Origin of the sequence: Edaphovirga cremea (assembly GCF_003332275.1) — a bacterium.
Taxonomy (GTDB): Bacteria; Pseudomonadota; Gammaproteobacteria; order Enterobacterales; family Enterobacteriaceae; genus Edaphovirga; species Edaphovirga cremea.
In genome coordinates, this window is the sequence record NZ_QOVA01000022.1 from 44,291 (window position 1) to 67,768 (window position 23,478).

The 23,478-nt window shown below is 51.8% G+C and carries 18 protein-coding genes; 8 read left to right on the forward strand and 10 right to left on the reverse strand.

Annotated elements, in window-relative coordinates; translation table 11 throughout:
* Positions 1–77 precede the first annotated feature (77 nt).
* On the forward strand, positions 78–671 hold the full coding sequence (locus DRI82_RS19870; RefSeq protein ID WP_114195643.1) for a LysE family translocator: 594 nt from the start codon (positions 78–80) through the stop codon (positions 669–671).
* Here the strand turns inward: DRI82_RS19870 and DRI82_RS19875 are convergent.
* Entirely contained in the window at positions 647–1,477 is an 831-nt protein-coding gene (locus tag DRI82_RS19875) for an AraC family transcriptional regulator (RefSeq protein ID WP_114195644.1), read from the reverse strand. The two genes, DRI82_RS19870 and DRI82_RS19875, sit on opposite strands and share 25 nt — an antisense overlap.
* A gap of 160 nt (positions 1,478–1,637) precedes the next feature.
* Between DRI82_RS19875 and DRI82_RS19880 the strand changes: the two genes are divergently transcribed.
* Both DRI82_RS19880 and DRI82_RS19885 read left to right on the forward strand, forming a co-directional pair.
* Positions 1,638–2,351, forward strand: coding sequence for a winged helix-turn-helix domain-containing protein (locus tag DRI82_RS19880; RefSeq protein WP_211317696.1), 714 nt, complete (start codon positions 1,638–1,640; stop codon positions 2,349–2,351).
* 23 nt (positions 2,352–2,374) lie between these two features.
* On the forward strand, positions 2,375–3,709 hold the full coding sequence (locus DRI82_RS19885; RefSeq protein WP_114195646.1) for an ATP-binding protein: 1,335 nt from the start codon (positions 2,375–2,377) through the stop codon (positions 3,707–3,709).
* Positions 3,710–4,631: 922 nt separating this feature from the next.
* On the opposite strand, the gene wrbA is transcribed toward DRI82_RS19885, so the two are convergent.
* Both wrbA and DRI82_RS19895 read right to left on the reverse strand, forming a co-directional pair.
* On the reverse strand, positions 4,632–5,261 hold the full coding sequence (gene wrbA / locus DRI82_RS19890; protein WP_114195647.1) for an NAD(P)H:quinone oxidoreductase: 630 nt from the start codon (positions 5,259–5,261) through the stop codon (positions 4,632–4,634).
* Between the two features lie 81 nt (positions 5,262–5,342).
* Entirely contained in the window at positions 5,343–6,020 is a 678-nt protein-coding gene (locus DRI82_RS19895) for an N-acetylmannosamine-6-phosphate 2-epimerase (RefSeq protein ID WP_114195648.1), read from the reverse strand.
* A gap of 195 nt (positions 6,021–6,215) precedes the next feature.
* On the opposite strand from DRI82_RS19895, the gene DRI82_RS19900 reads away from it, so the two are divergent.
* Complete coding sequence (locus tag DRI82_RS19900; protein ID WP_114195649.1) at positions 6,216–7,097, forward strand: N-acetylmannosamine kinase; 882 nt, start codon at positions 6,216–6,218, stop codon at positions 7,095–7,097.
* Positions 7,098–7,163: 66 nt separating this feature from the next.
* On the forward strand, positions 7,164–8,057 hold the full coding sequence (locus DRI82_RS19905) for a MurR/RpiR family transcriptional regulator (RefSeq protein ID WP_425452678.1): 894 nt from the start codon (positions 7,164–7,166) through the stop codon (positions 8,055–8,057).
* Positions 8,058–8,102: 45 nt separating this feature from the next.
* Here the strand turns inward: DRI82_RS19905 and DRI82_RS19910 are convergent, their stop codons facing one another.
* From DRI82_RS19910 to rhaB, 6 genes are all read right to left on the reverse strand, one after another.
* A complete protein-coding gene (locus tag DRI82_RS19910; protein ID WP_114195650.1) occupies positions 8,103–8,828 on the reverse strand; it encodes a fumarylacetoacetate hydrolase family protein in 726 nt (241 codons plus the stop codon).
* A gap of 123 nt (positions 8,829–8,951) precedes the next feature.
* On the reverse strand, positions 8,952–9,866 hold the full coding sequence (locus DRI82_RS19915) for a helix-turn-helix transcriptional regulator (protein WP_114195651.1): 915 nt from the start codon (positions 9,864–9,866) through the stop codon (positions 8,952–8,954).
* A 14-nt stretch (positions 9,867–9,880) separates the two neighbouring features.
* A complete protein-coding gene (locus DRI82_RS19920) occupies positions 9,881–11,035 on the reverse strand; it encodes an iron-containing alcohol dehydrogenase (protein WP_114195652.1) in 1,155 nt (384 codons plus the stop codon).
* Between the two features lie 175 nt (positions 11,036–11,210).
* Positions 11,211–11,525 (reverse strand): L-rhamnose mutarotase, encoded by a 315-nt coding sequence (rhaM, locus tag DRI82_RS19925; protein ID WP_114195653.1) that lies wholly within the window; start codon positions 11,523–11,525, stop codon positions 11,211–11,213.
* A 37-nt stretch (positions 11,526–11,562) separates the two neighbouring features.
* Positions 11,563–12,819, reverse strand: a complete 1,257-nt coding sequence (locus DRI82_RS19930; protein ID WP_114195654.1) for an L-rhamnose isomerase — start codon at positions 12,817–12,819, stop codon at positions 11,563–11,565.
* Positions 12,816–14,288, reverse strand: coding sequence for a rhamnulokinase (rhaB, locus tag DRI82_RS19935; RefSeq protein WP_114195655.1), 1,473 nt, complete (start codon positions 14,286–14,288; stop codon positions 12,816–12,818). Before rhaB ends, DRI82_RS19930 begins: the two co-directional genes overlap by 4 nt.
* Positions 14,289–15,791: 1,503 nt before the next feature.
* Here rhaB and DRI82_RS19940 point away from each other — a divergent pair.
* Together DRI82_RS19940 and mgtA are read left to right on the forward strand one after the other, a co-directional pair.
* Positions 15,792–16,490 carry an MgtC family protein gene (locus DRI82_RS19940; protein WP_114195656.1) on the forward strand — a complete coding sequence of 233 codons (699 nt, stop codon included), beginning with the start codon at positions 15,792–15,794 and terminating at the stop codon, positions 16,488–16,490.
* Positions 16,491–16,704: 214 nt separating this feature from the next.
* On the forward strand, positions 16,705–19,407 hold the full coding sequence (gene mgtA / locus DRI82_RS19945) for a magnesium-translocating P-type ATPase (protein WP_114195657.1): 2,703 nt from the start codon (positions 16,705–16,707) through the stop codon (positions 19,405–19,407).
* A 580-nt stretch (positions 19,408–19,987) separates the two neighbouring features.
* On the opposite strand, the gene metG is transcribed toward mgtA, so the two are convergent.
* Positions 19,988–22,015, reverse strand: coding sequence for a methionine--tRNA ligase (gene metG, locus DRI82_RS19950; protein ID WP_114195658.1), 2,028 nt, complete (start codon positions 22,013–22,015; stop codon positions 19,988–19,990).
* A gap of 169 nt (positions 22,016–22,184) precedes the next feature.
* On the opposite strand from metG, the gene apbC reads away from it, so the two are divergent.
* The gene (apbC, locus tag DRI82_RS19955; protein ID WP_114195659.1) at positions 22,185–23,297 is read left to right on the forward strand and encodes an iron-sulfur cluster carrier protein ApbC; all 1,113 of its coding nucleotides are present in this window, start codon (positions 22,185–22,187) and stop codon (positions 23,295–23,297) included.
* Positions 23,298–23,478 lie beyond the last annotated feature (181 nt).

Sequence of the window (23,478 nt, forward strand, 5' to 3'; positions counted from 1 at the left end):
TAAGACAATTTCGTTCAATACTCACTCTTCGCAACACGGCACGCTGGCACCTGTAACTTTCTTTACAGGTGCTGACTATGACGCTTTACCTTTCCATGGCCGCTTTTGCGTTGGCCTCCTCCATTACTCCCGGTCCAGTGAATATCGTTGCGCTCAGCAGCGGGGCACAGTTTGGTTTTAACGCCAGTCTGCGGCACGTCACTGGCGCGACACTGGGTTTCACACTATTGCTGATGTTGGTTGGCCTGGGAGTACATGAAATCCTTTCCCTATGGCCTGGGCTGACAACCGCAATCCTCTGGGCAGGCGTGGTCTTTCTGCTCTACATGGCCTACCAGCTTGCCACCGATAATGGGCAATTGGGGCAGGGAGGGCAGCAAAATGAGCCCTCTTATTGGTATGGCGCTTTGTTGCAGTGGCTGAATCCAAAGGCCTGGCTGGCTTCGATCGCCAGTATGGGGGCCTTTGTTGGCGACGGGGAGATACTGTTGTTGTGGCAGTTTGCTGTGATCTATTTTGTGATTTGCTACGCCTCTGTGGCCAGTTGGGCCTACGCCGGGGCGATGCTCAGTCGTCTATTGCAGAGTCCGCGCAACGTGCGGCGTTTTAACCGCCTGATGGCATTGCTGTTGGTGTTGAGCGCCTATTATTTGTTGCTCGAAGGGGTTTGATACTGGCCGGGTGTGGCCGCCAGCAAATGCTTGAAGGTGCGTTGAAAGTGCGCCTGATCGGCAAATCCACTTTCGTTGGCGGCTGCGGCAATAGGGAAGCCGCGCCTCAACAACCGGTGACCATACTGGATACGCTGGTTAACCAGATAGGCATGCGGTGTCATGCCATAGCGTTTTTTGAATGAGCGGATCAGGTAGGAAGGTGAGAGTGCCGATACCTGGCAGATCGCCTCCAACGTCAATGACTCGGTGCAGTGGGCGCTGATAAACGCAGCGGCTCTTTCCAGTTTTGGATTGATCTCTAACGGGGGAGCCGATGCCATCCCCAAGCGTAATGGCAGGTTGCTAAAATAATCCACCAAGGCAATCTGCTTTTCCAGATGACAACAGACCGAACTGGTTAAAACCTGATAAAGCTGATTCAGGCCGGAAAATAGTTCGGTATCCTGGCTAATAACCTGGGCAAAGGGGATAAACGCACTGGTTTTTTTGCTGCCGGTATTTTCCTGCTGCAACATTGCCAGCCAGTTCGGGTCGATATAAAACATGATATAGGCCCAGCGCTGGTCGCCAATTGGGTTACAGCCATGAACCTGCTGCGGATTAATGATCACCACATCGCCGGTGTTAACCTGCAGGTGCTGGTCTCCGTTGATATAGGTACTGGTGCCGGCAGTGATAGCACCGATAGAAAAAAACTCATGGCTGTGAAGCGAATAGCACAGCTTGCGACCGTCTTCGATGGCCCGGGTTTCAACAAAAGGCAGGCGTTCGTCGCGCCAGAATTGCGGGGCATCATTGACCATTGTTTTCTCCTCTGCTGTGCAATGAGTAGTTCTTGTTATAGCGTAAATTTCGTTGCAGGTCAGCTTTGTCGCCAGCCATTTTATTGATATTGCTGCCTTGAGTGGCGGTAATGATAATAAGATCTTATTCTCAGTGTAATAGCATCCTTGTGAGATGATTATGGCCAAATCAACCACCATCCTGTTGGTAGAAGACGATACCCGTCTGGCGACCTTGACGGCGGATTTTTTAACCCGGCAGATGTTTGATGTGACTATCGAAGGCAATGGTATTGCGGCGATAGCCTATATTGAAAAACATCAGCCGGATCTGGTTTTGCTGGACATTATGCTGCCCGGTGCCAGCGGTATGGATGTCTGCAAAGCCGTACGCCCCTTCTATAGCGGGCCGATTATTATGCTCACGGCCATGGGTGAAAGTCTGGATCAGGTTCTGGGTCTGGAACTCGGGGCGGATGATTACATTATCAAACCGATCGAGCCCAGGGTGTTACTGGCTCGCGTGCGCGCCCAGCTCCGTCGGGTTAATCAGCCTGCCCAGCCGAAAGACGATCGACAAAACAGTACGCTGACGTTCGGTCAACTCTCCATCAATCCCGATTCAAGAACCGTTACCCTCTACGATCAACAGATTCCCATGACCACGGCGGAATTTGACGTGCTGTGGTTACTGGCCAGTGAGCCAGGAAAGGTGCTCACCCGCGATATGCTGCTATTGGCGTTGAAAGGGATAGATTTCGATGGGCTTGACCGAACTATCGATATCCATATATCACGACTGCGCAGAAAGCTGGACGATGATGTCGATTCACCCCAGAAAATAAAAACTGTCCGGGGCAAAGGGTATTTGCTGAACCGCGATGGCTGGAATTGATATCCAACGTTGAGGCAGGAAAGATGAAAAGCAGAATAGGCATAAGAACTCGGACTTTTATTAGCTTTTATCTGTTCTGGCTCTGTTCTGCCCTGGTGATCTATCTGTCGATAGATTTTGTACAAGAGCGGATTCTGGAGAGACTGGTAGCGACAGCGCAATCCGAGTCAATGCGTGAGGCGGTGAAGCGGGTCGAGGCGCGGCTCCTCGCGCATCCCAACACCGACTGGGAAAAAGAAGTCGACAGCATGGGCGATTATTTTATCTACCCCATGGCGATCAAGAAAATTGATGTGTTTTCCGCTCATATGGACGCAGAACAATACCAATCGCTGAAGGATGGCGTGATTATATTGACGTCTGACGGGTTCGTATTGAAGAAAATCAGAAGCACAAACGATGTGCTGAAGATTGGCCCGATAACACCGGAGTCGCCGTCAGTGGTCAGTGAGCTTTCCACGATGCAACTCATCATCTACGTCTGGGGACTTACGGCGCTCATGATCGCCCTGTTTTCCTATTTATGGTTAAGACCGGTGTGGAAAGACATGATGAACGTGCGCAAAACCGCGCTGTTACTGAGCAGTGGTGATTTTAGTGCCCGTACCGAGTGGGCCTCGTCGGAGATTTTTATTCCTATCGCGACCGCCATGAACAGCATGGCCGATCGAATCCAGCGGTTGGTGACATTCAGAAAAGAAATGACCCAGGCGATGGCGCATGAACTCCGCACGCCCGTTGCCCGCATCCGTTTTCTGCTGTTCGACTATTTTGAACAGAAGAAAGAAGAATCAGAGACATCCTCCATTAGCCGTATTTACCCCGAAATAGACGAAATAGAATCACTGATTACCATGGGACTGAATTACGCCCGTATCGACAGTGACACAATAGAACTCGTTCCTTCCAAGCAATATGTCTTGACCTGGATTGAAGCTCAGGTCAGCGCGGCCAGCCTGGGAGCTTCACACCTTAAGTTTGAATCTCATTATGGTGAGGATTTGGGCTGGTTCGAAATCGACACGAAAATGATGCCCTATGTATTCCGTAATTTGCTGGGAAATGCCAAAAAGCATGCGAAATCCATGATAAAAATTTCTGCCGAGAGAAAAGGAAATCATCTGGTGTTTGCCGTGGAAGACGATGGTCGAGGCATTCATCCTGACGAATACAGCAATATTTTCCAACCTTTTCATCGGGGTGCAGAGGATGAAGAGAAAGGCATCAGTGGCTTTGGCCTCGGTCTGGCTATCGCAGAGAAAGTGATTCTGCTGCATAAAGGCACGATCAGCGTCTCTGCATCTTCACTCGGTGGTGCCTGTTTTACCGTAGAGATCCCGTGTAAATACCCCTCCTGATTTACGCGTTGAAATATGCACTACAAAATACAACACACCCGCGACAAAACCCCCGAACATCCGCCGAAATAAAGGGCTATTCTGGTTCCCATAGCATCAGGAACCAAACAAAGGGAATAAGTAATAAAGATTCGATGGCATATTTAACCCGGAGCCTGATTATCTTCCCTTAGACGGAAATTACAATTTGAAACACTCAGTACAAAACACAACAGGGAAGCGACAAAAGTCCCGAACATAACAGGAAATAAGCCGTTAATATTATTTCACACCAAGGGAAAGGTAAGGGAAGAAGTAAAGAAAGGAATCGGCTAGGTAATTACTGTGACAAAGGAGAAAGGACCGAAGTAAAGAAGGGAGTCGACACAGTAATGTTCATAATAGGGAAGAAAGGAAGAAGGGACGCGACACGGTGATAACCGTGGCAAGGGAAAAGGAAGGCAGTACAGAAGGGAGTCTACGCAGTAATGAATGTAATAAAGAAAAAGGAAAGAAGTCACGAAAGGAATCGATACAATAATTATTGCAGCTAGGGAAAAGGAAAGCAGCAAAGAAAGGACGCTACGCGAAAAATATCGCGATAAAAAGGGACTAAAGTCACGAAAGGAATCGGCCAGGTAATTACTATGATAAAGGAGAAAGGACCGAAGTAAAGAAGGGAGTCGACACAGTAATTACCATTACCACACCAAGGGAAGTAAAAAATAGAAAGGAATCGACGTACCATAGAAAATGCAAAGGAATATACCATTTTAAGAACAGGGATGTTCGTTACTTTAACTGAAAACATTCTGCCCCCGCCCAACACGGATGGTACTCAATACCACCAGCGACTTGTAATACCCTTTACCCGACCTGAAATAATAAGTACTTATCCAGCCCCTCGAAAGCCGGATAAGCGGCGGTTATCGGGCAATCACACTCATTCTTTCCCAGGTGCAGTCAACGAAGCCAGATTGGCGGAGATCACTTTCGCATACCGCGCGATGCGTTCGCCCTGATAGCGGGACGCCACCAATTTCTCATCCGGCAGATCTGCGCCCTGGGCATCGGTATAGCTGACGCCATAAGGGTTCCCGCCCGCCGCATACAGCAGCGGATCGGTGTAACCAACGGGAACAATAATGGCACCCCAGTGATAGAACACATTCTGCAGAGCCAATAGGGTCGATTCTTGGCCGCCATGAATATTCCCTGCACCGCTGAACGCGCCTGCCACTTTATCCTGCAATTTTCCAGCAAACCATTTACCACCGCAAAGATCGATAAACTGTTTTAACTGGGCGGAAGGTAAACCAAAGCGGGTCGGGGTACCAAAAATATAGCCGTCAGCCCACTCCAGATCGTCCGGCGTGGCTTCAGGGATATCTTTGGTGGCGTCCAGATGCTTGCGCCAGGCGGGATTGCTGTCAATGGCGACAGCGGGTGCCAATTCTTTTGCCTTGCGCAGGCGGACTTCTGCGCCAACTGCTTCGGCACCCTCCTTGGCTGCCAGGGCGAGTTGATAGGTGTTACCGGTACTGCTGTAATATACGATGGTGATCTTGGCCATCTGCGTCTCCTCATGTGAATGAAAATGAATCGCGTCCGGCTAAGTATAGTTTTACTTCAGCAGGGGTCGGGGTTTTCCGGATTAAGACTGACGGATAGCCTGGTCAAACCATCCACAGATATGTTCAATACGGGTAATAGCAGACCCCACCGTCACGGCATAGGCCCCGGCACGAATGGCTTCGGCGGCAAGGGCCGGGGTATTGTAACGGCCTTCGGCAATCGTCCGGCAACCGGCAGCCGTCAGGCTGGAAACCAGCACCAGATCCGGTTCGATCGGCACGTGATTGCCCGTATAGCCCGATAACGTGGTGCCAATGAAATCGATGCCGAGCTGGTGGGCAGCAACGCCGTCGCCATAAGTGGCGCAGTCCGCCATAGCCAACCGCTGGTGGGATTGAATACGTTGAAACAGCGCCTCAACGCTGACTGGCCGGGGGCGATCGGTGGCGTCAAAGGCAATGATATTGACACCGGCATCGCTGAGCCGATCGATATCTTCTAGCCAGGGCGTAATCCTGACTGCGGTATCCGTCAGATCGCGTTTTATGATGCCAATGATCGGTGCATCCGTCAGTTGACGCACGGCAAGAATGTTATTGATCCCTTCAATTCTCAACCCTACGGCACCCCCTGCCAGCGCTGCCATTGCCATGGCGGCAACGAGTTCAGGTTTATCCATGGCGCTTCCCGGCACGGGTTGGCAGGAGACAATCAGCCCTTTATGAAACGAGGCGATGAGAGATTTATGACTGCACATGATTTTTACTCCAATGTTAAATTATTAATGAAGTTTTACTCCAGTGAGGGTAATTCGTCCCATTTTTTGCCGCAATCCATTGCGAAGAGAATTGTGATCGACCTCAATGAAGTTTAACTCCTTTTTAATTTATTTTTTGGAGTAAAAGCGTTATAACTAAGCCCAGTCGTCGCAACATTACTCAGGAACTGTCTGATGGCACAGTGTTTGGCTTTGGATATTGGCGGCACCAAAATTGCTGCTGCATTGGTGGATGAACGCGGTGCGATCAGCGCCCGCCAACAAATTGCTACCCCGCGTGGCAACAAAACCCTGCTGGCTTCCGCGTTGGAATCGCTGGTTTTACCGCTGCGGGCCGAGGCCGATTTCATTGCTGTTGCCTCAACAGGTATCATCCAGAATGGCAAACTGTCAGCGCTGAATCCTGCCAATCTGGGCGGACTGGCGGACTTTCCGTTGGCTGAATGCCTGGAGGCATGCAGCGCGCTGCCGGTGGTGTTACTGAATGATGGTCAGGCAGCCGCGTGGGCGGAATATTTGTCCCTCAATGGGCAGATCGACAATCTGCTGTTCGTCACGGTATCCACTGGTGTCGGCGGCGGCATCGTGCTGAACGGATCGTTGCAGATCGGTAAAACAGGATTGGCAGGGCACATCGGGCATACGCTGGCCGACCCGAATGGTCCACACTGTGGCTGTGGAAGGCGCGGTTGCGTTGAAAGTATTGCCAGCGGGACAGCCATTGCAGCGGCGACCGCTGGCTGGGCAACGCCGCTCAATGCTCAGCAGGTTTTCAGCCTTGCCGCACAGGGTGAGGACGCCGCAAGAACAATTTTCAATCGCTCAGCAAATGCCATCGCCCAGATGATCGCCGACATGACGATGGCGCTGGATATCGAACATGTAGTGTTGGGTGGCAGCGTCGGGTTGGCGTCAGGATATGCAGAACAGGTGCGGATCGCCCAGCACTCGCTGCCTGCGCTTTACCGACCACCGCTGACGCTGGCTCATCATCGTCAGGACAGTGGATTGTTGGGTGCCGCACGCTGGGCATCAACGGTACTCAAGTGTCGCTAGTTGCCATTACTCTTCACCGGTACCGCTAACTGTGCGATCATGCCCTTGAGATAAACGAATCAACTCATGAGGTTGTCCGCTGTGCAAGCCATTACTCCCCGACTGAAACCAGGCAAAATTCTGGACGCATTGGGTGCCATGCAAAATAGCCTGACGCGCACGGCGCAGCGGATTGCTGCTTATATTCTGCATGATCCGGCCAGCGTCACCCAATTTTCGATTGCGGAGCTTTCCTCCGAAACCCAGACGGGCGAGGCGACTATCATTCGTTTTTGCCGCATGCTGGGGTACAAAGGCTTTCAGGATTTCAAGATGGATCTCGCCATTGAGGTGGCCACCCGCGACAGCAGCAATGACGCCCTGCTTGATGCCGATGTGCAGGACGAGGATGATATGCAGGTCATTGGTGCCAAGTTGCAGGCGACGATCAATAACGTGATGTCTGAAACGCTAAACCTGCTTTCTGCCGAGGCGCTGGAACAGGTGGTAGCGCAATTGCGACAGGCGGATAAAGTGTGTCTGTTTGGCGTCGGGACGTCGGGCATCACCGCTGAAGATGCAAAGGCCAAGCTGATGCGGATCGGTTTGCGCGTGGATGCCGCGACCAATAACCATTTCATGTATATGCAAGCCGCGCTGATGAAACCGGGTGATGTGGCTATTGGAATCAGCCATTCGGGTATTTCAGCCGAAACGGTAAAAGCATTGAAGCTGGCGCGCGAAGCGGGGGCGACGACCGTCGCGCTGACGCACAATATGGGATCGCACATCACCCAGTGCGCGGATGTGGTATTGATCAATGGCAATCGCCAGGGAGAACTGCAAGGGGATTCGATCGGCACCAAGATTGCCCAACTGTTCGTCCTGGATTTGATTTATGCTTTGCTGGTGAAGTTCGACCCTAAGGTAGCCCAATCAATCAAGCGTAAAACGGCCAACGCGGTCAATTCCGGCGAGTGATAAAAAATGTGCCGACCGGGCCGTACCCACCCGATCGGCTGACGTCTATTTTTCGTTGATAGTCGCTGGTGTGCGAGGGGTGGAGGCGATGGTGAAACTGAACGTATTGATGCCTTCAATTCCTCCCGTTACGACATCACCTGGTTGCAGCGCACCAACGCCCGCTGGGGTTCCGGTAAAGATTAAATCGCCCGGTTGTAACGCCACTGCCCGTGACAAATAACTGATGATATCTTTGACCGGCCAGATCTGGTCGGCGAGATCGCCACGCTGACGCGGTTCTCCATTCACATCCAGCCAGATGCTGCCGCTTTCAGGGTGGCCTATTTTGCTTACCGGCAGCAGTGGGCTGGCCGGGGCGGATTTATCAAAACCTTTGGCCCAATCCCAAGGGCGGCCAGATTTCTTGGCGTCAGCCTGCAGATCGCGACGGGTGAGATCGACGCCCACCGTGTAACCCCAGATGTGTGACTGCGCATCGGCAGGGGCGATATCGCAACCGCCGATCCCAATAGCGACCACCAGCTCAACTTCAAAATGAAAATCCCTGGTTAGGGAAGGGTAAGGGACTTCGCCCTCTGCGGGGATCAGTGCGTCATGAGGTTTGGAGAAAAAGAAAGGCGGTTCACGATCCGGATCGTGACCCATTTCACGCGCATGATCGGCGTAGTTGCGCCCAACGCAGAAAATACGGCGAACCGGGAAACGGGCATCTTCACCGACAATTGCCAATGAGGGTTGGGCAGGTTGCGCAATAACATACTCAGTCATGATTCTCTTCCTGTAGGGTTTCACTATGAAGTAACAGGAAAACAGTCTGGCAGAGAATGTCGCCCCAGACCTGGACAGAACCACGCAGTTATTGGAGAAAACCCGCATTCTGTAGAATACGGGTTATTTGATGAGGGAATGGCTGTGCATCTGGCGGTATTTACCCGGTGGCATACCGTGGATTTGGCGGAAACGTCGGGAGAAATAGGCGTCGTCAATATATCCGCAGGACTGGGCTATGGTACCAATGCTGTCCAGACTGGTGAGCAAACGGATGCGCGCAAGGCGCATACGCCGTTCGTGTACCAGTTCAGAAAAGGTTTTGCCGACCGATTTTCGCAGCAGGTGGGTGAGATAATTGGGTGAGAGAAATGCGGCGGCGGCGACCTCGCCAAGATTGAGATCCGGATTGGCGATGTGTTGGCGGATGTAACGCAGCGTGCGGTTCAACGCCGCTTGTTGCCCGCGTTTCTCCGCATTGTTGGCTGACAGGGCCTGTAAATCCTGCTGGAAGTGTTCGCTGAACAGCCCAAGGAATTGCAGAAGATAGCCCCGCAGGCGCAGTGCTGTACCGAATTCACGTTGCCGATCGCAGATGCGCATCTGGTCAATCAGCGCGATAATCTGCGGGAAATCCTCCTCCGCCAGCACGAAATCGAGGTATTCCTGGAAACGGAACAGAGCCAATTCGGGGGCTTCGCCAAGGGGGACATCGTCAAGATCCAGCGAGTCATAGGGCAAATGTGGCAACAGAAAAGCAGGGGCGAAGTTAATCACCACAAAACGCCCCAGCGGTGGATGCGGTATGTAGTGCAAACGGTGTGGCTGGATAAAGGCGGCCATCCGCGTGGTGAAAGGGCGGATGGCACCACCAATATGCTGCACGGTATCACTACCGAGATTCAACTGAATCTGGAAGTAATCATGCCGATGTGGCTGCATCAACGCCGGGCGTTCTGACTGATCGCGGATATAGAAATCCGGTCGGTCGCTGCGCTGATGCATGCCATAGGTCACACTGTTCGCACGTGCTGTCATACGGTTTCCGCGTATTAATAACTCAGGCTGAGAATCCGGCGTGCGGCCACTGCGTCAATATCTTGGTGCTCACCTTGCGGCAGCATATTGAAACGCTCCAGGTTATCCATCACTTCATCAATTGCGGACTCTGGCAGGCCATAGTCACTGAGCCGGGTTTTCACCCCCATGCTTTCGAAGAAATCGCGCGTCTTGTCGATGGCGGCGGTAATCCGGCTCTCTTCGCCACCCTCGCGCAGATTCCAAACCCGATCGGCGTACTGCAAGAGCTTGAGGTGTTTGGTATCACGCTGAACGTGCAGCAGCGCAGGCAGGAGAACCGCCAGCGTTTGCGCATGATCGAGATTATACAGCGCAGTCAGTTGGTGTCCGATGCGGTGCGTTGCCCAGTCTTGCGGCACACCCACACCAATCAAACCATTCAGCGCCAGCGTCGCCGACCAGGTGATGGTAGCGCGGACGTTATAATTTTCACTTTTGATCAGTGCTTTCGGGCCTTCTTCGATCAATGTCAGCAGCAGTCCTTCGGCAAAACGATCCTGTACTTTACCGTAAGCCGGATAGGTCAGATATTGCTCGATAACGTGCACGAAGGCATCCACCACGCCGTTTGCCACCTGTCGCGCGGGCAGCGTGTAGGATTTGCGCGGATCAAGAACGGCAAACTGCGGGAACAGTAATGGATGGCTGTATCCCACTTTTGCACCCAGTCCGGTGTGAGTCACTACAGCGGTACCATTCGATTCAGAACCGGTTGCAGGCAGGGTCATGACGCACCCCAGCGGCATCACGCGTTTGATGGGTAATTTCTTCGACCACATTTCCCACACGTCGCCATGATAAAGCGCGGCTGCGGCGATAAACTTGGTGCCATCCACGACCGATCCGCCGCCAATGGCCAGCAGGAAAGTGATCTTTTTTTCTTTCACAAGATCAACGGCTTTCATCAGCGTATCGAAATGCGGATTGGCTTCAATCCCGGCAAATTCGTGGATCTTACGATTACCGAGTGCGGCACGCGCTTCATCGACGGTACCGAATTTTTTGGCACTGCCGCTGCCGTAGGTGATCAGCACTCTGGCGTCTGCTGGAATGTGTTTGCCAATATCCGCGATACGCTCGGTACCAAACAATATGCGTGTCGGGTTGTAATAATCGAAATTGAACATCTGTTGCCCCTTTATTATTTGTCACACTATGCCCGCTATTTTACGCTATAGGCCAAAAATGCCTAGCGTAAGTCGTGGCGTTATGTCACAGGAGTGAGAATGGCGACGCTGTCGTTGTGGCGCAAGAAATCGTTTTGACGTCATAACAATAGTTGCGCCACCATAAAGGGAAGGATTAATCGAGATAGAAAACTTCGCGCAAATCGTCACTGACCGGGCTGTTATCGGGGTTGGACGGCATAACATCACCCATGTGTTGCCACCAGCGTTGGCAGATTTCGGTCTGCGCCACCGCGTTCCAGCGTGCTTCTGACTCAATTTCAACAAACCCGAACAGCAGGTTGCGTTTTTCATCGAGAAAAATACTGTAGTGGTGCGCGCCATGCTGCTTCAACACCTCTTCCAGCTCAGGCCAGATCGGATTATGACGCCGCTGATATTCGGCGTGTGCATCCGGGTTCACCTGCATGACAAATGCTTTGCGGATCATCTTTCTCTCCTCATGACAACGCCGGGACATGTCGGGCTTATCTTTTACTCAATGTGGACTGTTCATAGTCACGGATGTTTTTCAGCCAATCCGCGCCAACCGGCACATGACTGCATTGACAGTAGGTGTCCCACACGGCTTGCCACGGCAGGGATTTTTGCTCTTCCAGCAGTGCGAGACGCGCCGTGTAATCACCAGCCAGTTCAAGCTGGCGCAGTTGGTCGGTTGGTTCGAGCAGGGCACGCAGCAGGGCTTTTTTCATGTTGCGGGTGCCGATAACCCAGGCCGCGACACGGTTGATGGAGGCATCAAAGAAATCCAGGCCGATATGGACGCGATCAAACAGATTATTGCGGATGATTTCACTGGCAATTGCCTGGGTTTCATCGTCCAGCAAGACCACATGGTCGCTATCCCAACGTACCGGACGGCTAACGTGCAGCAGCAAATGTTCCACATACAGCATGGCGCTGGAGATTTTGTCGGAAATCACTTCGGTTGGGTGGAAGTGACCGGCATCCAGGCAGAGCGCAGTGCCACGACTCGCAGCGTAACCGAGGAAGAATTCGTTCGAACCGACGGTAAAGCTTTCCGCGCCAATACCGAAAAGTTTGCTCTCAACCGCATCAATGTGATGATTGATGTCCAGTTTTTCGCTGATGATCTGATCCAGTGAGTTCAGCAGGCGCTGGCGGTAAGCCAGACGATCGATAGTCAGATCTTTCATGCCATCGGGCACCCAGATGTTCATGACGGATGCCGTACCCAGTTCACGGCCAAAATAGGCCGAGATGTGGCGGCTGGCCTGGCAATGCTCGATCCAGAACTGACGGATTTTTTCATCCGGGTGCGACAGGGTAAATCCATCCGCGCTCAGCGCATGGGAGAAGCAGGTTGGGTTGAAATCCAGACCGAGTTTATTGTCGCGCGCCCAGGAGACCCAGTTGGCAAAATGTTTCGGTTCGATCTTGTTGCGCTCAACGGGCTCGTCAGATTCCAGATAAATGGCATGCAGATTAAGGCGCTTTGGTCCGGGGATCAGCGCCAGCGCCTGCTCCAGATCGGCACGTAATTCAGCGGCATTACGCGCTTTGCCCGGATAGTTGCCGGTGGCCTGAATACCGCCCGTCAGTGCGCCACCCTGATTTTCAAAGCCAGCGACATCATCACCTTGCCAGCAGTGCATGGAAACCGGCAGCGTATCCAGTTTTTTCAGCGCGTCCTCTACGTCAATATTCAGCGCGGCGAAGCGTTCTTTAGCCAGTTTCCAGGCCTGATCGATAGATGCTGTCATAGTAAAAACTCCTCATGGGCGTGGCTTAGCGCCTGAAAACGGCGGCAGTGAGTATCTAAATCGGGTTGATGGTTTGGTATGAAGCGGCGCAGTGGGAAATTCTCTGCCAGCAAATGGCGGAAGTCGCTGACGTTGGCAACGTCACCCAGCGCCATCAATTGGCAACCCATGTTACCTAAGGTTGACGCTTCTACCGGCCCTGCGGTGACCGTCATCTGGCAGGTATCGGCACAGAGCTGATTGAGAAATTCGTTTTGCGATCCGCCACCGACAATGTGCAGTTGCTCCAGCGGTTCGCCTTGCAGGGTCGCCAGTTCCTGCGCTACCTGACGGTAGAACATCGCCAGACTGTCAAAAATACAGCGTGCCAATTCCGCTGCACTTTCGGGTATCGGCTGCCGATGTTCACGGCAGGATTGCTGGATTTCGGCGACCATCGATTCAGGATTGATGAACCGGTCATCGTTGGGATTAATCAGGCTGGTGAATGCTGGAACATCGGCTGCGTCCTTAATCAGGGTAGGAACCGATTTGATCTCCAGTTCCTTGCAGATCCGCTGCAACGGCCACATCCCCATAATATTTTTCAGCACGCGGTAACGGCCATCAACACCACCCTCATTGGTGATGTTGGCCTGCCGCGCGCGGGCATCGGTAAAGGGTTTACTGCTATCAATTCCCATCAGTGACCAGGTTCCGGAACTCAGGTAAGCGGAACGTTCATTGGTGAGCGGTGCAGCCACTACTGCGCTGGCGGTGTCGTGGGTGGCGACGGACGTAACCGGCACTTTCCGTCCAGACGGGCTGACCCAGTGACCCAGCGAAGTTCCCGGCTGGCTCGGTTTACCCAGCCAGTGGCGCGGAATGCCCAGGTAGTCGAGCAGGGTTTGATCCCAATCACCGCTGTCAATATTGAGCAGTTGCGTGGTACTGGCGTTGGTGTAGTCCCAGTTGTACGCACCGGTCAGGCGATGATAGAAGTAGTCCGGCATTAACAGCATATGGGAAATCTGTTCAATCAGTTCCGGCTGTTGCTCGGTGAGCGCTTTCAATTGATAGAGCGTATTGAATGGCAGGAGTTGGATGCCGGTCAGGCTGTAGAGTTTCTCTGCCCCCAGATCTTTTATTACTTGCGCCATTACGCCATCGGTACGGCGATCGCGATAGGCAATCGGCAGCCCAACCCGTTCGTTTTCTTTATTCAGCAGAACAAAGTCCACACCCCAGGTATCGATACCAATGCTGTCGAGCTGGATACCGGATTGATCAATCTGTATCAGACCGGTCAGCATCTGCTGCTCCAGATACTCGACATCCCAAATGTCATGTCCTTCAGCACGCGTCAGTTGGTTAGCAAAGCGGTGAATCTCTTTTAACGCGATACGGCGCGTGCCAGTGTGATAACTGGCGAGCATAACCCGGCCACTGGAGGCACCGAGATCGATAGCGGCGATGTTACGAACGGTCATAATGGCCTTTCCTTATCAAACTATGCATGCAGTATAAGTAAAGGGGGTATCGGTGACCTTCCGGTAGTTGCCACCCGGCAAAACGTATTGGCAAAATGGCAAAGATGAAAATGGGGGAGATCACAGAATGAGTTTTGTTTTCAACCTGACGCTTAGGCGCGAGCGTTAGCTAAAAGATAGCTTTGTTGGTTGGAGGCTTTGGCTTGGTTTTTTCTTCTGCTGTGACGCAGGCATCCAAGCATGGCCTTAAGCGCGGCCCTGCACCCGTTTTAAAAGCAAGCTCCTTTTTAAAAGCAAGCTCCTTTTTAAAAGCAAGCTCGGAGCGGGTTTCGGTTGATATGAGTGTGTTTTTCTACTGGAGCCTCGCAGCCTCAACCGACAAAGGGCCGCCAGTCGCCGCGGCCCTTTGAACCCGGGCTTTTTCGCGGCATTTCTCGCCGGCTGCGCCGGTGCCTTCACTCATCACTCCGGCGGACGGGTCGGCTTTAGCCCACATCCATGTGGGCGGACGCCTCTCACCGCCATCCTGGCGGTTCGCCCCTGCCTGCGTTCTTCGCTCAGCGAGTCATGACGCTCTGGGAAGGTCAACGTCAAAGGCTACTGATAAAAAATAATGATTAATTGATAAAATCCTGAGGTTTTAATTCTGGTTTTATTTCTCTATTTCTTTTGTCTTTGTCTTTGACCTTCCCCCCGAGCATCATGAATTGCTGAGGGCGGAATGGAGGCAGGGATGAGCCGCCAGGACGGCGGCGAAAGGCGTCCGGCTACAGGGACCTGTAGCCTAAAGCCGACCCGTCCGCCGGAATGACAACCGAGGGAACCCGCAACGCGGGCAATTTATGCTGCGGAAAAGCGCGGGTGCAGGAGACACGCTTTTGTCCCCTGCTTGAACGCCAAACTTAATACTTAAAGAACAACAACATAGCTTGAGCGTTCAACCAACAAAGCTATCTTTTGACGTTCATGTAAATTTAGATACAAGCCTCAAATAGAAAGCAAAACTCATTTCAACAGAAACCTGCTTTTAAAACGGGAGCAAGAGGCTCGTTCTGCCTCCAACTACCCAAAAGCGCCCCGCCCCCGAACCTAAATCCCACCTCAACGGACCTACTTTAATGATTTACTTCGGCAAAAACTGCCGTTATAGTCCAGCCAAATTTTCGTGGAGAGAAAAATTGGAAAGTCAAAGTTGTAGCGAGACCCAATCGGCAAGCTAGCCTATCTCACGATACCTCGCTTGCCGTTAAACACGGCGGGCAATGTCACCACCTCCTTTCTGAGCTGTTGCATACCCGTTATAACCCAAAAGTTGTTCCAGACAAGAGCTCTGGATCGGGATGCATTATGCGTATCATTTTTACTTCAACTGTCGGCCATAGCCTGTTTCCTCCTGGTTATTCCGTCTGATTCAACGCTGATTATTCAGCGTGCTTTCGTGCGCTTGTCGCACATCAGATGAATAACCGCGCCTCAGTGTGCGTGAAAAAGAGAGAAATAATCATGGCATGGACTCCATTTATCCTGCATTTGTCGCTGGCCGTTCTGCTTGGCTCCCTGATCGGTGCCGAACGCCAGTGGCGCCAACGTATGGCTGGCCTGCGCACCAACGCGTTAGTCGCCACCGGTGCAGCAATTTTTATCCTTAGTTCCGCCAGTACATCACCTGACAGCCCAGGTCGTATCGCCGCGCAAATTGTCTCCGGCATCGGTTTCCTGGGGGCTGGTGTGATCATGCGACAAGGTCTCAATATCAGCGGGCTGAATACTGCCGCCACGTTGTGGTGTTCCGCCGCGGTAGGGGTTTTGTGTGGGCTCGGGCAATTTGCCAACGCCATCGTTGCCACGCTGGTATTGCTCTGCGCGAACATTCTTTTGCGTGAAGCGGCACAGCGCATCAACTTACAGCCCAAATCTGTCGAGGTCGATACCGAACAGTGTTACCGCATCCAGATTACCTGCGGTGCGCAAGATGAGATCCTGGTAAGAACCCTGATTTTACAGGCTTTAAACGGCATGGCGCTGCGCCTGCAATCACTGTGTAGCGCCGATATCGCCCGGCCGGGTCAACTTGAAGTATGTGCCGATATTCTTGCTTTCCCGGCCGCACAGCGCGATCTCGAAAATATTGTTTGCCGCATCAGTCTTGAAAAAAGTGTCAGTGCAGTTCACTGGCGTGTTACCAACAATTTAACCAATTAAAGACGAAAAATAAGGAGCCGTTATGACAGAACCTCCGTCGAGCGAGACCCGATTGCGTTGCCACGACGCAAGGAGGAGCAGGAAGTTTTAAGCTCCACGCCCCTCCTTTCACCTGCCGCAACGCTTTCCCTGTATTGATCTGTGCATAAAAACTCCGCATCTTGCGGCGGCTTTTTTGCGCGCAAAAAAAGCATTAAATCCAGAGAATAGTGTTATGAATCAGAAATGTAAAAACATCAAAGTGAATAAAAATCGGCAGTCCGGTGATGTCGATTTTGATATCGCACGAGAGGCGCAAAATAGTCTCGACACGACGCTAGCCCATTTAACCACCCACTTGAACGGGTTAACCGATGAAGATGTAGTCGATCGTCTGCAAATTTATGGCCCAAACCAGGTAGCCCACGACAAGGCGCCTCCCGCGCTGGTTCAATTGTTTCAAGCCTTCAATAATCCATTTATCTGGGTATTGATGGTGTTGGCTGCCATCAGTTTTTTCACCGACTACTGGCTACCGCTGGGAAAAGGGGAAGAGACGGATTTGGTTGGGGTGATCATCATTGTGGTGATGGTCGCGCTCAGCGGTTTGCTGCGGTTCTGGCAAGAGTTTCGTACCAATAAAGCGGCTGAAGCGCTGAAGTCCATGGTGCGCACTACGGCCACCGTCCTGCGCCGACCCCACTTCAGCGCGCCTTCGCAACTGCAGGAAATTCCTCTGCGCGACCTGGTCCCCGGCGACATCATCCATCTTTCTGCCGGTGATATGGTACCAGCAGATGTTCGGCTGATCGGCTCGCGGGATCTTTTTGTCAGTCAGGCAGTACTGTCTGGGGAATCTTTGCCGGTAGAGAAATATGACACTCTCGGTGACGTTTGTGCCAAGTCGTGTCAGGCGATTGAGCAAAAAGGGGATCTGCTCAGTTTGTCCAATATCTGCCTGATGGGAACCAATATCGCCAGCGGCAAGGCCACGGCGGTTGTCGTAGCAACGGGAGGGCAGACTTACTTCGGCTCGCTGGCTAAATCCATCGTGGGAACCGGAAGTGCCAAAACCGCATTTGACCGCGGGGTCAACAGCGTCAGTTGGTTGCTCATTCGCTTCATGTTGATCATGGTTCCGGTCGTACTGCTGATTAACGGCTTTACCAAAGGTGACTGGGGTGAAGCGGCGCTGTTCGCACTGGCTGTCGCCGTTGGCCTGACGCCCGAAATGTTACCGATGATCGTCAGTTCCAACCTTGCGAAAGGGGCGATTGCGATGGCTAAGCGTAAAGTCGTAGTTAAACGTCTGAATGCTATCCAGAATTTCGGCGCAATGGATGTACTTTGTACGGACAAGACCGGTACGCTGACTCAGGATCGGATCATTCTCGCGGGGCATTTGAATGTGCGAGGGGAAACGGATTGCGGGGTATTTCAGCTTGCCTGGCTTAATAGCAGCCAGCAAAGTGGTCTGAAAAATTTGATGGATCAGGCGGTACTGCATTTTGGCCGAGGTAAAGCAGAAACTGAAGGACTGAACCGTTATCGGAAAATAGATGAACTGCCTTTTGATTTTGTCCGTCGTCGCTTGTCGGTGGTTGTGGCCGATGAACAAAAGCAGACGCTAATCTGCAAAGGCGCGCTGGAAGAGATGCTGCACGTTGCCAGTTCTGTTCAGGAGAAGGGACAGATTCACCCGCTGGATGATGCGCGTCGTCAGGCGTTGACTGCGTTGGTTGAGGACTACAATCTGCAAGGATTCCGCGTTCTGTTGATTGGCGTGCGTGAGTTGCATGATCCTTTGATAGGCCCGCTGTGTGAAGCCGATGAACGCGATCTGGTGATTCATGGCTTGCTGACTTTCCTCGATCCACCAAAGGAGAGCGCAGCACAAGCCATTGGTGCCCTGCGTGAAAATGGCGTTACGGTAAAAGTATTGACCGGAGACAACGCGATTATTACCAGCAAAATTTGTCGTGATGTCGGGCTGGAACCCGGTGAACCCTTGATTGGCAGTGTGATTGATGCCCTGCATGATGATCAGTTGGCGAAGTTGGTTGAACAGCGCACGATATTTTGCCGGTTAACCCCGCTACAGAAATCACGGGTTTTGCAGATGCTGCAAAAAAACGGCCATACCGTGGGTTTCCTTGGGGATGGTATTAATGATGCACCGGCTTTGCGCGATGCGGATATCGGTATCTCTGTTGATACCGCCACGGATATTGCCAAGGAGTCGGCTGATATTATTCTGCTTGAGAAAAATCTGATGGTGTTGGAAGAGGGGGTGATTAAAGGGCGTGAAACCTTCGGTAATATCATTAAATATCTGAACATGACGGCCAGCTCTAATTTCGGCAATGTTTTTTCCGTATTGGTTGCCAGTGCATTTATTCCGTTCCTGCCGATGCTGGCAATTCATCTGTTGATTCAAAACCTGATGTACGATATTTCCCAGCTTTCTTTGCCTTGGGACAAAATGGACAAAGAGTTTTTACGCAAACCGCGCAAATGGGATGCAAAGAATATTGGCCGTTTTATGGTATGGATGGGACCAACGTCGTCAGTGTTTGATATCACGACCTATTTGTTGATGTGGTATGTGTTTGCGGCAAACAGCGTTGAATATCAGGCGTTGTTCCAGTCCGGTTGGTTTATCGAGGGATTGCTGTCACAAACGTTGGTTGTGCATATGTTGCGTACGCAGAAAATTCCTTTCATCCAGAGTACGGCGGCACTGCCGGTATTACTGATGACAGGGCTGGTGATGACATTGGGTATTTATATTCCGTTCTCGCCATTGGGTAGTTTGGTCGGGCTGCAACCCTTGCCGTGGCAGTATTTCCCATGGCTGGCAGCTACGTTGATTGGTTATTGCGCTTTGGCGCAGGGAGTGAAGACTATTTATATTCGCCGCTTCGGACAATGGTTCTGATGAATGGATTTCATTCGGAGGTAATAAGGAGAATGGAGATGCAAAAGCATGACATTTATATTGTGATTGTTATCTTTTTTATCGGATTGGTTATTTTGTCTGGTGGGGTTAAGATGATTTTTTCATATTGAAACTGTTGCTGCCGGGGGCGCCTTTTATTGAGGCCGCTCAACGGCGGTTTTGATATAATATGTTTTCTACTTGAGGCTTGTATTTCAATGTTTGTTAACGTCAAAAGATAGCTTTGTTGGTTGAACGCTTTGGCTATGTTGTTGTTCTTTAAGTATTATATTTGGCGTTCAAGATACCGTCTTGCCAACTAAGGTGACAAGACGGTATCTTGATTGCCGATCTTTACACTGAAAGAACGAAACAAAAGCCAAAGCAATCAACCAACAAAGCCATCTTTTGACCTTAACTTCGACTCCAGGTGAAAGCTGAATCTAGATCAACCGAAACCTGCTCCCAGCCTGTTCTAAAGCAAACCGCGCGTTGAGTGGCCTCAACAAAAAGCGATCTGCCCGCCCGGCAGCCAAAAAAAGCGTATTTGCAGATACCCGCAAGCACCTGCAAACCACCACTATTTCACCTGCATGCCTGGTACAGCCCCACTGTCTGGACTCAACAGGAAAATATCTTTCCCGCCAGGACCCGCCGCCATCACCATGCCTTCTGATACGCCAAAACGCATCTTCCGGGGTGCCAGATTCGCCACCATAATGGTTAAACGGCCTTCCAGCGCTTTAGGATCCGGGTAAGCAGAACGGATACCAGAGAAAATCTGCCGCGTCTCGCCACCTAAATCCAACGACAGCTTCAGCAGTTTGTCAGAACCTTCAACAAAATCAGCCTGTGTGATCAACGCAATACGCATATCAACTTTAGCGAAATCGTCAAAAGTAATGGTCTCCTGAAGGGGAGCATCGGCTAGAGGGCCTGTCGCCACGTTGGTGGTCGCCATGTCTTCCTTCGACGCGTTGACCATCTCAGTCACTTTATCGAGATCGATACGGTTAAACAGGGCCTTGAACGGAGTAATCGGGTGATCCAACAGTGGCTGATGAATTCCATCCCACTCCAACGGCGTATTAAGGAATGCTTCAGTACGCACGCTCAACGCGGGTAAAACCGGTTTCAGATAGGTCATCAACACGCGGAACAAATTGATCCCCATCGAGCAGATCGACTGCAGATCGGCATCGCGGCCTTCCTGCTTCGCCACTACCCATGGAGCCTGCTCATCGACATAACGATTGGCCAAATCTGCCAACGCCATGATCTCACGAATTGCTTTACCAAATTCACGGTTACCATAAGCTTCGGCAATGCTGCCCTCCGCATCGGTAAAGGTCTTGTACAAACCCTCGTCAGCCAACGTTGATGACAGTTTTCCTTCAAAACGCTTATTGATAAAACCGGCATTGCGTGACGCCAGATTGACCACTTTATTCACAATATCGGCATTCACGCGCTGGACAAAATCTTCCAGATTGAGATCGATATCATCGATGCGTGAGGAGAGTTTGGCCGCGTAATAATAGCGCAGGCAATCTGCATCCAAATGCTGCAGGTAAGTGCTCGCCTTAATAAATGTACCGCGCGATTTCGACATCTTCGCGCCGTTGACGGTGACATAACCGTGAACGAACAGATTGGTTGGCTTGCGGAAGTTGCTGCCTTCCAACATCGCCGGCCAGAACAGGCTGTGGAAATAGACGATGTCTTTACCAATGAAGTGGTAAAGGTCGGCGTCAGAATCCTTCTGCCAGTAGTCGTCAAAATTCAGATCGCCACTCTTGTCACACAGATTCTTGAATGAACCCATATAACCGATTGGCGCATCCAGCCATACGTAGAAATATTTACCCGGCGCATCAGGGATTTCAAAACCAAAATAGGGCGCATCACGCGAGATATCCCACTGCTGCAGACCCGATTCGAACCACTCCTGCATCTTGTTGGCGACTTGTTCCTGTAAGGCACCGGAACGTGTCCAGGCTTGCAACATCTCGCTGAAAGAGGGCAGATCAAAGAAGAAGTGCTCGGACTCACGCATTACCGGGGTTGCACCGGAAACGGCAGACTTTGGATCGATCAGATCGGTCGGGCTGTAAGTTGCACCGCAAACTTCGCAGTTATCGCCATACTGGTCTGGTGATTTACATTTCGGGCACGTGCCTTTGACAAAACGGTCCGGCAGAAACATGCCTTTTTCCGGATCGTAGAGCTGAGAAATGGTGCGGTTTTTAATAAAACCGTTCTCTTTCAGGCGGCCGTAAATCAGCGCAGACAGCTCGCGGTTTTCTTCGCTGTGCGTTGAATGATAGTTGTCATAACTGATCTCAAAACCAGCGAAATCTTTCTGGTGCTCCAGATTCATCTCATCAATCATCTGCTCCGGCGGAATCCCCAACTGCTGAGCTTTCAGCATGATAGGCGTACCGTGAGCATCGTCTGCACAAATGAAGTGAACCTGGTGGCCGCGCATTCGATGGAAACGGACCCAAATATCAGCCTGGATGTGCTCGAGCATATGTCCGAGATGAATGGAGCCGTTGGCGTACGGAAGTGCGCACGTCACCAATAATTTTTTCGCGACTTGAGCCATAGTTAGAACTTGCTTTCTGTTTTAGTAAAAAAGGGTCTTTGATGTTAACCGATCCTCTCTTCTGCCGCTAGGCTGGTTTCTTTCCTATTGCCACGGCAGGGTGCATTGAGTTCTGATATGCTAACGATGTTTACCATTTGGTTACTCATGAGAATATCAAGGAGCCGGGATGAATCCTAAATCCCCTGAGCAGAAAACCCCAGAGGTTCTGCGTGCCCTGGTGACCGGCGTTCTGGCCACCTTTACCCATCCGACCCTGAAAAATAACCTGACTACGCTGAAGGCGATTCATCGCTGCGCGCTGCTCGATAATGTGCTGCATGTAGAGTTGGTGATGCCTTTTGCCTGGCAGAGTGGTTTTGACGATTTAAATGATGCCACCAGCGCTGAATTGATGCGCGTGACAGGAGCCAGTGCGGTTGAGTGGAAGCTCAAGCATGATATCGCCACGCTGCGCCGGGTTAACGATCAGCCGGGGATTAAAGGCGTGCGCAATATTATCGCCGTGAGCTCGGGTAAAGGCGGTGTCGGAAAATCCAGTACGGCAGTGAATATGGCGTTGGCGCTGGTCGCCGAAGGGGCCAAAGTGGGTATTCTGGATGCGGATATCTACGGCCCGTCTATTCCCAATATGTTGGGAACTGAGCATGAGCGCCCAACGTCACCGGACGGCCAGCATATGGCACCGATTATTGCACATGCGCTGGCGACCAATTCGATCGGATATTTGGTGACCGATGATAATGCCATGGTGTGGCGCGGACCGATGGCGAGCAAAGCGTTGATGCAGATGCTGCAGGATACGCTCTGGCCGGATCTGGATTATCTGGTGATCGATATGCCGCCGGGAACAGGTGATATCCAGTTGACGCTGTCGCAGAATATTCCCGTGACGGGTGCGTTGGTCGTGACCACGCCGCAGGATATTGCGCTGCTTGATGCGATGAAAGGCATCGTGATGTTTGAGAAGGTGAAGGTGCCGGTGTTGGGTATCGTTGAGAATATGAGTATTCATATTTGCAGCAATTGTGGTCACCACGAGCCAATTTTTGGCACGGGGGGCGCGCAGAGGCTGGCCGACAAATATCATTGCGAACTGCTTGGACAGATGCCACTGCATATTTCTTTACGCGAAGATCTCGACCGTGGCGAACCAACGGTGATTGCCAATCCGCAGAGTGAGTTTACGGCGTTGTATCGCCAACTGGCGGGACGAGTTGCTGCGCAGTTGTATTGGAAGGGGGAAGCGATTCCGACGGAGATATCTTTTAGGGCAGTGTGATTGGAGGGGGCTTGGCGCGCCCCTGCACCCGTTTTAAAAACAGGCTCGGAGCATGTTTCGGTTGATATAAATGTATTTTTCTACTTGAGCCTCGAAGCCTCAACCGACAAAGGGCCGCCAGTCGCCGCGGCCCTTTGAACCCGGGCTTTTTCGCGGTATTCCCCGTCGGCTGCGCCGATAC